The organism is Sphingomonas sp., assembly GCF_051962185.1.
GTDB lineage: Bacteria > Pseudomonadota > Alphaproteobacteria > Sphingomonadales > Sphingomonadaceae > Sphingomonas.
Genome location: NZ_JBQCCN010000332.1, coordinates 1 through 8,726 on the forward strand (window position 1 = coordinate 1; position 8,726 = coordinate 8,726).

Annotated in this window: 8 protein-coding genes and 2 tRNA genes; 4 read left to right on the forward strand and 6 right to left on the reverse strand. The window is 67.4% G+C overall.

Translation table 11 applies throughout. The features are described from left to right. Window positions 1–205: DNA gyrase subunit A (locus ACTHJR_RS20235; RefSeq protein WP_440525227.1), on the reverse strand; the 205-nt coding region annotated here is incomplete at its 3' end. 257 nt (window positions 206–462) lie between these two features. Between ACTHJR_RS20235 and ACTHJR_RS20240 the strand changes: the two genes are divergently transcribed. Continuing rightward, window positions 463–1,740 carry a hypothetical protein gene (locus tag ACTHJR_RS20240; protein WP_440525228.1) on the forward strand — a complete coding sequence of 426 codons (1,278 nt, stop codon included), beginning with the start codon at window positions 463–465 and terminating at the stop codon, window positions 1,738–1,740. A 61-nt stretch (window positions 1,741–1,801) separates the two neighbouring features. Here ACTHJR_RS20240 and ACTHJR_RS20245 read toward each other — a convergent pair whose 3' ends face one another. Beyond that, window positions 1,802–2,269 carry an Lrp/AsnC family transcriptional regulator gene (locus tag ACTHJR_RS20245; protein ID WP_440525229.1) on the reverse strand — a complete coding sequence of 156 codons (468 nt, stop codon included), beginning with the start codon at window positions 2,267–2,269 and terminating at the stop codon, window positions 1,802–1,804. A gap of 177 nt (window positions 2,270–2,446) precedes the next feature. Here ACTHJR_RS20245 and ACTHJR_RS20250 point away from each other — a divergent pair, with 177 nt between their 5' ends. Beyond that, a complete protein-coding gene (locus ACTHJR_RS20250; protein WP_440525230.1) occupies window positions 2,447–4,126 on the forward strand; it encodes a sensor histidine kinase in 1,680 nt (559 codons plus the stop codon). A 1-nt stretch (window position 4,127) separates the two neighbouring features. Next, window positions 4,128–5,153: a polysaccharide deacetylase family protein gene (locus ACTHJR_RS20255; protein ID WP_440525231.1), complete on the forward strand. Its 1,026-nt coding sequence runs from the start codon at window positions 4,128–4,130 to the stop codon at window positions 5,151–5,153. On the opposite strand, the gene ACTHJR_RS20260 is transcribed toward ACTHJR_RS20255, so the two are convergent. The 4 genes from ACTHJR_RS20260 to ACTHJR_RS20275 all read right to left on the reverse strand — a co-directional run bounded on the left by ACTHJR_RS20260 (window position 5,119) and on the right by ACTHJR_RS20275 (window position 7,277). Continuing rightward, window positions 5,119–5,195, reverse strand: a tRNA-Ile gene (locus ACTHJR_RS20260). The genes ACTHJR_RS20255 and ACTHJR_RS20260 overlap by 35 nt on opposite strands. 12 nt (window positions 5,196–5,207) lie before the next feature. Then, window positions 5,208–5,284, reverse strand: a tRNA-Pro gene (locus ACTHJR_RS20265). A 167-nt stretch (window positions 5,285–5,451) separates the two neighbouring features. Continuing rightward, window positions 5,452–5,712 (reverse strand): hypothetical protein, encoded by a 261-nt coding sequence (locus ACTHJR_RS20270; RefSeq protein ID WP_440525232.1) that lies wholly within the window; start codon window positions 5,710–5,712, stop codon window positions 5,452–5,454. Between the two features lie 152 nt (window positions 5,713–5,864). Further along, a complete protein-coding gene (locus tag ACTHJR_RS20275) occupies window positions 5,865–7,277 on the reverse strand; it encodes a M20/M25/M40 family metallo-hydrolase (protein ID WP_440525233.1) in 1,413 nt (470 codons plus the stop codon). Window positions 7,278–7,725: 448 nt separating this feature from the next. Here ACTHJR_RS20275 and ACTHJR_RS20280 point away from each other — a divergent pair. Next, the coding region (locus tag ACTHJR_RS20280) for an ATP-binding cassette domain-containing protein (RefSeq protein ID WP_440525234.1) at window positions 7,726–8,726 on the forward strand (1,001 nt) is incomplete at its 3' end.

Genomic DNA, 8,726 nt, shown 5'->3' on the forward strand with positions numbered 1-8,726 from the left:
GATAGGGACGGTTGTAGAAGAACCCGCTTTCCTGCGCCGAGAACAGAATCCGGCGATGCACCGGCTTCAGCCCGTCGCGGACGTCGGGCAGCGCGCGGGCGACGATCACGCTCATCGCATAATCGAGATACGACGACTTCATCTCATCGACGATGGAGATGGGGGTAATGTCCGAGGGGTCGGCGAGGACGGTCTCGTCGGTCAAGGTCCGGTATCTTTCAGGTGATGTTGCTGTTCGATGAAGACCCTAGCGGGTCCTGCAACCGATGTCACGCGCGCGCGTACGCGCGCGAGGAGGCGAATGGCGGATTTCGCCGTGCCGGAGAGCGCGTGCCGGCGCAACCCGATCGTTCAATCCGCGTTCAGCCCGTTTCGGCCAATCGGTCGCCGACGTGCCTTGAACCCCCGGCGCCGCCTGACTAGAGCGAGGGAGAGGGTTCCCCCGCCCAAGAGGAGAGTTTGATGAAGAGCATTTCGACCGCCGCACTCGCCGCGGCGATGATCGCGGGCGCGGCCGGTCTGTCCGTCGCGCCGCCCGCTTTCGCGAAGAAGAAGGAAGAAGCGCCTGCCGGCCCGCAATATACCCAGGCCGTGGCGATCGCCGCGAACAAGGCGAAGACCGCATTGCTCGCCAAGGACCTGGCGACGGCGGAGGCCGCGGTTGCCGAGGCCGAAGGCGCTGCGAAGACCGACGACGACAAATATATTGCGACGTTCCTGCGGTACGCGCTGGTTTCGCAGAAGATCGCCGACGCCTCGGCCGGCACCAATGGCGCGTTCGATCCCGCGCCGATGATCGCGCCTCTCGATGCGCTGATCGTCAACCCCAAGACGCCGGCCGACATGCTGCCGAAGTTCGAATATAGCCGCGCAACGATCGCTTATGACGCCAAGGACTGGGCACGCGCGATCCGGCTGTTCCAGCAGGCGCAGCAGCACGGCTCGACCGAACCCAATCTGGCGCTGTATCTGGCCAAGTCGAAGGTCCAGGGCGGCGACGCTGCGGGCGGCATGGCCGATCTCGAAAAGCTGGTTGCCGCCGGCAAGCAGCCTGAGGACATCTACAAATACGGCATCGCGCAATCGGCCGCCGCCGGGCTCAAGCCGCAGACGGTCACCTGGCTCAAGCGCTGGCTGGTCGCCTATCCGACCGCCAAGACCTGGCGCGACGCGCTCGGCTATTACGGCCTGACGCAGAACCCGGTCGCCAAGCTGGACAAGCGCCAGACGATCGATCTGTTCCGCCTGATGCGGGTGACCAAGTCGCTGCCCGACCAGGATTATTACGAGGAATACGCCCAGAAGGTGATGGACGTCGGCCTGCCCGACGAAACCAAGGCGGTGATTGCGGAAGGCAAGGCGCTGGGCAAGATTCCCGGCGCGGGCAGCTCGAACATCCAGGCGCTGGTCCAGACCTCGAACGCGCAGATCGCCGCCGAGGGCTCGTTCGCCGGGCTCGAAGCCAAGTCGGCGTCGTCGCCGACCGGGGCATTGTCGTCGCAGACCGGCGACGCCTATCTCGGCCGCGGCGACTATGCGAAGGCGATCGGCCTCTACCGGCAGGCGCTGGCCAAGGGCGGCGTCAACAATGACGAGGTCAACACCCATCTCGGGATCGCGCTGGCGCTGTCGGGCGACAAGGCGGCAGCGAAGACGGCCTTCGCAGCGGTAACCACGCCGCCGCGCAGCGATCTCGCTGGTTTCTGGATGACCTGGCTCGACAATCCGCCGACGAGCTGATCGCTCGACGATCGCGAGATGAGGGAAGGGCGGCCGCGGAGCCGCCCTTTTTCTCTTCGGCCTATTCCTCCCCGACCGGAATGCCCGGCTGGTTCTTCGACGTGCGGATGGTCAGCGAGGTCTTGACGCTGGCGACGTTGGGCGCCGGGGTCAGATGCGTGGTCAGGATGTCCTGGAACGCTTTCAGGTCGCTGGCGACGATCTTCAGGATGAAGTCGATCTCACCGTTGAGCATATGGCATTCGCGCACTTCGGGGATCGTCGCGATATGCGTCTCGAACGCGCTCAGGTCGCGCTCGGCCTGGCTCTTCAGGCTGACCATGGCGAACACCGTGATCGGATAGCCCAAGGTCGCCGGATCGAGCTCGGCGTGATAGCCCTTGATCGCGCCGGCTTCTTCCAGCGCGCGGACGCGGCGCAGGCAGGGCGGGGCGGTCAGCCCGACCCGGTCCGCCAGTTCGACATTGGTCATCCGTCCATCGGCCTGCAGCAGCGACAATATCTGCCGGTCGATCCGATCCAACGCCATCGTGAGTTCCCCAAGAATTTTATGTGAGTTAGCCCGGTCGCCAGCATAATATAATTGCAGGCCGACGCAATCGTCCCACATTGCGACGCGCCAAAATGAACCGTTGAAGCGCGCGCGGCTGCGGTTAAGAATTTCCTAAGGCGCGGTGCACCCCGCGCGATCAGAGGACCGTGTTTCTTGCGCTTCGACGACCGCCTCGACACCGTTCTCGGCGCCGACATGGCGACTCCGTTCGGTGCGCAGTCGGCCTGGCGCCAACTCACCGATCTGATCGGCCGGCGCCGCGCGGCCCCGGCCATGGAGGCGATCGAGCGCCTGCGGGCGATTCGCGGCCGCGTGCCGACCCCGATTCGCGCCGCCAGCGCGCGCAGCCTGGCCTTCGCCAACCCGCCCGCCGAACTGGTCCGCCTGTTCGCCGAGGACGAGCCGTCGGTCGCCGCCCCGGTGATCGCGGTGGCACGGCTGACCGGGGAGGAATGGCGTGGCATGCTGGCGGGATTGCCGCCGACGTCGCGATCGCTCCTGCGCCACCGTCGCGATTTGCCGCCCGACACCGTCCGTGCGCTCGACAGCTTCGGTCCGTCGGACTTCGCGCTGCCGCAGCCCGAAGGCGGGTGGGAAGCGCCGGTCGTCGCCGAGGCCGCCACGCCGCCCGAGAGCTTCCGCACCCCCGTCGGCGACCGGCCCGCAACGGGTAATGCGCGCCGTCCCGATTCGGCGCCGGCCAATGACGCGAATCCGCCCGCGCCGACCGGACCGTTCCCGATCGCCGACCTGGTCGCCCGGATCGATGCCTATCAGCGCGACCATGGCACGCTCGGCCGCCCGGTCCAGGCGATGTCGGGCGACGCGCCGATCGAGCATTTCTGTTTCGAGACCGACGCGACGGGGACGATTCGCTGGGTCGACGGCGCGCCGCGCGAACCGTTGATCGGCGTGCTTCTCGGCACCGGATCGGCGCAAGTCGACGGCGTGGTCAGCGGCGCATTCCGGCGGCGCGCACCGTTCGCCGATGCCCGCCTGTTGGTCGCAGGAACGTCGCAGGCGGCCGGGCAATGGCAAGTGTCCGCGACTCCGGCCTTCGATCCGGCGAGCGGCCGCTTCACCGGCTATCGCGGCGTCGCGCGCCGCCCGCGCGCCGACCAGCGTGCCGAGCCGGTCGCGGGGGCGCCGTCGCCCGAGGCTCTGCGCGCGCTGGTTCACGAATTGCGCACGCCGACCAACGCCATCTCCGGCTTCGCCGAGATGATCGAGGCGCAGGTGCTGGGACCGGCGCCCGACGATTATCGCGAACGCGCGGCGGCGATCCGGCAGGATACGCTGGGCCTGCTCGCGGCGATCGACGATGTCGATACCGCGGCGCGGATCGAGCAGGACGCGCTGGTGCTGCGCCCGGGCGTGGTCGAAGTGGCGCCGCTGATGAAGCGCGCGGCGATCGATCTCGAGCCGCTGATGCGGCTGCGCCAGTCGGTGGTCGACGTGGATCATGGGCCGCCCGGTCTTGCCATCGCCGGCGACGAGGTCGCGGTCGCGCGGCTGGTCAGCAGGCTGATGGCGCTGGCGGTCGGCGCGAGTGGGATCGGCGAGCGGATCGCGATCAAGGTGTCGTCGAAGGATGGCCAGGCGCGGCTCGCGGTCGAGCGGCCGCGCGCCTTCGCCGCCTGGCCGGGCGAGGCACTGCTGTCGCTCGAAGGCGAGGACCAGGAAGGTTCGCTGCTCGGCACCGCGTTCGGCCTGCGGCTGGCGCGCAACCTCGCCGTCGAACTGGGCGGCAGCCTCAAGATCGGCGAGCAGCGCTTGACATTGCGCCTGCCCGCGGCGTTGGATCACGACGTGGGGCAGCTTTCTTCCAACTGACGTGACAGCGTTCCGTCCGCAACCGCCGGCGGCCGGCGACCTCGTCGCCTGGCCCGACGCGTTCGGCACGCGTTTCGTCGTGTTCGTCGATACCGAAGAGGAATTCGACTGGGGCAGGCCGCTGGCGCGCGAGAACCGCTCGGTCGAAGCGATCGCGGCCTTGCCGAAGGCGCATCGTCGCTTCGCCGCCAACCATGTACCGCTCGCATTGATGGTCGATCACCCGGTCGCGACCGATCCTCGCGCGATCGACCTGATCGGGCCGCTGCTGACCGGCGGCACCTTGGTCGGGACGCAACTTCATCCCTGGGTCAATCCGCCGTTCGACGAGCAGCTCACGCCCGCCAACAGCTTTGCCGGCAATCTGCCGCGCGCGCTGGAGGCGGCGAAGATGGCGGCGCTGACCGACGCGATCGAGCAAGCGTTCGGGAGGCGCCCGACCGCCTATCGGGCGGGCCGCTATGGACTGGGTCCGGCGAGCTTCGACCTGCTCGCGTCGCTCGGCTACCGGCTCGACAGCTCGATGCGGCCCGGGTTCGATTATGCGGCGGAAGGCGGTCCCGATTTCTCGGCGCTGGGCAACCACGCCTTTCGCGTCGGCGGAATCGTCGAACTGCCGCTTACGACGGTCTTCACCGGGGCCGCGCGATCAGGCGGGATGAGGCTCTACCAGATGGCCGGCAGCATTCCGAAAGGTCGCGGCGTGCTCGCGCGCGCACGCTTGCTTCAGCGCATCCCGCTGACGCCCGAAGGTATCCCGGTCGCCGAGGCGGTGGAGGCCATCCGCGTCGCGGTAGGCGAGGGGGTGCGGGTGCTGAGCTTCGCCTTCCATTCGCCGTCGCTTGCCCCGGGGCATACGCCCTATGTGAAGGATGACGCCGATCTGCGCCTGTTCTGGGCGTGGTGGGATCGCGTGTTGGCCGAGTTGGCTCGCCTGGGCGTGACGCCGGCCGGGCTGGACGACCTGGTCGAATCGGCGGATCGGGCGGTGCTGGTGGGCCCGGCAGGACTTGAACCCGCAACCTAGCCGTTATGAGCGGCCAGCTCTAACCAGTTGAGCTACAGGCCCCACCTGCGAAAATGGTCGGGGAGACAGGATTCGAACCTGCGACCCTCTGGTCCCAAACCAGATGCGCTACCAGGCTGCGCCACTCCCCGACTGGGGCGCTCCTCTAGGCGGCATTGTCGCGGGCGGCAAGCGGGCTCGCATCGCCGGCCCGATCCGCCAGCCGACCTCCATGAAGGCGGCTCCTCATGAAAAAAGGCGCCTCCCGAAGGAGACGCCCTTCATCGTACCGTTCGGCATCGGCCTTGCGGCCCGATGCTTACTTCTTGGCCGGCGCAGCGGTGTTCGCGGCTTCGGCGCGGATCGAGTCAGCTGCGTTGTTCAGGCTGTCCGACGCGTTGGCGACCGCGGCCGACGCCGCATTGTTGGTCATGTCGCTGGCCTGATCCTGCAGGTTGTCGGCTTCTGCGGCCAGATTCGCTGCGACCGCGTCGGCATTGGCCGCCGCCGGGGTCTGCGACTTGCAGGCCGCGAGGGAAACGAGGCTCGCGGCGGCGAGAACAATGGCGATCTTCTTCATTTGGGTGCTCCCAAAAAGTTACCGTCGTTTCGCGGCCCGGCCACATGGCCGTTCGCGAAGCTGGAGGAATAACGGCGACAATGTGGCGGTCAACGGCCAAATTGCCGCGACCGCTCCTTTGGCGCCGGGCCGAGACTGGCCGCGCGCCGCCGTCATTCGCTCAAATTGGGCTTCACCGGGCCCAATTCCTCGGGCGCGTTGGCGACGATCCACAGCAAGGTGGTCCAGGCGGCGACGTTCTGACGGAGCTGTTGCGGGTCGATCTTGTCGAGCGTGTCCTCGGGCGTGTGATGCCAGTCGAAATAGCGCTGGCCCGACTGCTCGAGCGTGACCGCCGGGACGCCGCTCGCCAGCACCGGGCTGACATCGGTGCCACCGCCCGCCACGTCGCGGCCGCGCACGATGCCGAGGGGGGCGAGGGCCGCTGCGAGCCGGTCGCCGACCGCCTTGGCGCTGTCGGGCAGGTTGGTGTTGAAGCGCCAGACATTGTCGGCGCCAAAGTCCGACTCGCTCGCCATCGCGAACTTCTCGCCGGCATGCGCCTTGGCGTAAGCCGCGCCGCCGAAACCGCCGGGCTCCTCGGCGCCGAACCAGACCACCCGGATCGTGCGGCGCGGGCGAGGGCCGTCGAGCAGGCGCTTGGCCGCGGCGGTGGTGATCGCGACGCCGGCACCGTCATCGATCGCGCCGGTCGCGAGATCCCAGCTATCGAGATGGCCGCCGACCAGGACGACGCCGGCATTGGGGTCGGTCCCCGGTACTTCGGCGACGACATTGCCCGATTCCGCCTCGGGCAACGTGCGCGGGGTGAGAACCAGCTTCATTACTACCTTGTCGGTGCGTGCGAAGATGCGTTCGAGCTGCTCGGCATCGGCGACCGACAGCGCGCCGGCCGGGATCGGCGTCACGCCGGGCGCCCAATTGGTGCCGCCGGTGTGCGGCCAGCGTCCCTTGTCGCTGCCAATCGAGCGGATCACCGTGGCGAGCGCGCCTTTCTTGGCGGCGATGTTCGGGCCGATGAACCGTGCCCCGCCATAGGCGCCATAGCCGCTGCCATCCTGAGTCGCTTCCATCTGGTTCGAGATGAACGCGATCTTGCCCTTCAGGCTGCCGTCGGGCGCGGCGATCAGGTCGTTGAGTGTCGGGAAATAGACCACCGGGGCGGTGATCCCCTCGGGCGGCGTCGCCCCGGAACGGCCGAGCGCGGTGACGATCAGTTTTTGCGGATAGGGACCGACGATCTCGGCCGTTTCCTCGCCGCGGATCCACACCGGCATCTTGTAGGTCTCGATGTGGACGTTCTGGAACCCGAGCTTCTTGAGCCGGATCACCGCCCAGGCGCGGGCACGCGCCTCGGCTTCGGTGGCGGCGAGGCGCTGGCCGACTTCGGTGGTCAGGTCTTCGACGATCTCCCAGGCGACCTTGTCGTGGTCGCGCGCATCGTCGCGCGCCCTGGCGACTGCCGGATCGACCTTGGTCGGCTCCGGAAGCGCGCGCTGCGCCAGGCCGAGCGTGGGGACGGCAAGGGCGAGAGTGGCGACGGACAGCATCAGCGGCAGGCGCATCGATCGGGTCTCCTGAAGGAAGGGGTACGCAGCGCCAGGCGGCACCAGGAAAGAATGGCGTTGCTTAGGGCGTACCCGCGCCACCGGCAATGTCCTGGACGGAGCGGATTTTGGCGCAGGGCTAGAAGCGAGGAGGGAGCGATGTCGATGCATCGTGACCGACGAGCGACGCCGCGCTGCGCCAAAAGCCGCCCGCCGCTTCGCGGTTGTGCTGGGAGGCGCGCCGGCGTCGTCGCGTGCTTGCGCGTAGCTCAAGCTACGCGACAGCGCTGCGCTCCTAGCCCGCACGCCTTCCAGCACAATCCAGGATGTTGCCGGTGGCGGGGGTACGCCCAAGGACCAATACACCGCATCCAGCAAGCCACCGGGGCTTTCCAACCGGCGGCCCAATCGCTATCTGCCCGCTCGACTTTTTCCGGCAATTCGAACCACGGAGCAACGTGCCGCCATGGCCGCCCAATACGCTTTTGTCATGAAGGACATGACCAAGACCTTCCCCGGCGCTCCCAAGCCGGTGCTCAACAACATCAATCTGCAATTCTATCACGGCGCCAAGATCGGCATCGTCGGCCCCAACGGCGCCGGCAAGTCGACACTGATGAAGATCATGGCCGGCATCGACCAGGACTTCTCGGGCGAGGCGTGGCCGGGCGAAAACATCACCGTCGGCTATCTGGCGCAGGAGCCCGAGCTCGATCCGAACAAGTCGGTGCTCGAGAACGTCAAGGACGGCGCGCGCGACGTCGCCGACATGGTCGACCGTTTCAACGCGATCTCGGCCGAAATGGGCGACCCCAAGGACGACACCGATTTCGACGCGCTGATGGAAGAAATGGGCGAGCTCCAGGGCAAGATCGATGCGGTCGACGGCTGGACGCTCGACAGCCAGCTCGAACTGGCGATGGAAGCATTGCGCTGCCCGCCGGGGGATTCGCCCGTCGCCAATTTGTCGGGCGGTGAGAAGCGCCGCGTCGCGCTGACCCGGTTGCTGATCCAGAAGCCGTCGATCCTGCTGCTCGACGAACCGACCAACCATTTGGATGCCGAGAGCGTCGAGTGGCTCGAAAACCACCTCAAGGAATATGCCGGCGCGGTGCTGATGATCACCCACGACCGCTATTTCCTCGATAACGTCGTCGGCTGGATCCTCGAGATCGATCGCGGCAAGTACTTTCCGTACGAGGGCAATTACTCGACCTATCTCGAGAAGAAATCCAAGCGCCTCGAGCAGGAGGAGCGCGAGGAATCGGGCCGCCAGAAGGCGATCAAGGACGAGCTCGAATGGATCCGGCAGGGCGCCAAGGCGCGCCAGACCAAGTCCAAGGCGCGTATCGCCAAGTTCGAGCAGCTGGTCGAAGCGCAGCAGAACCGCACGCCGGGCAAGGCGCAGATCGTCATCCAGGTCCCCGAGCGCCTCGGCGGCAAGGTGATCGAGGTCGAGAATCTGTC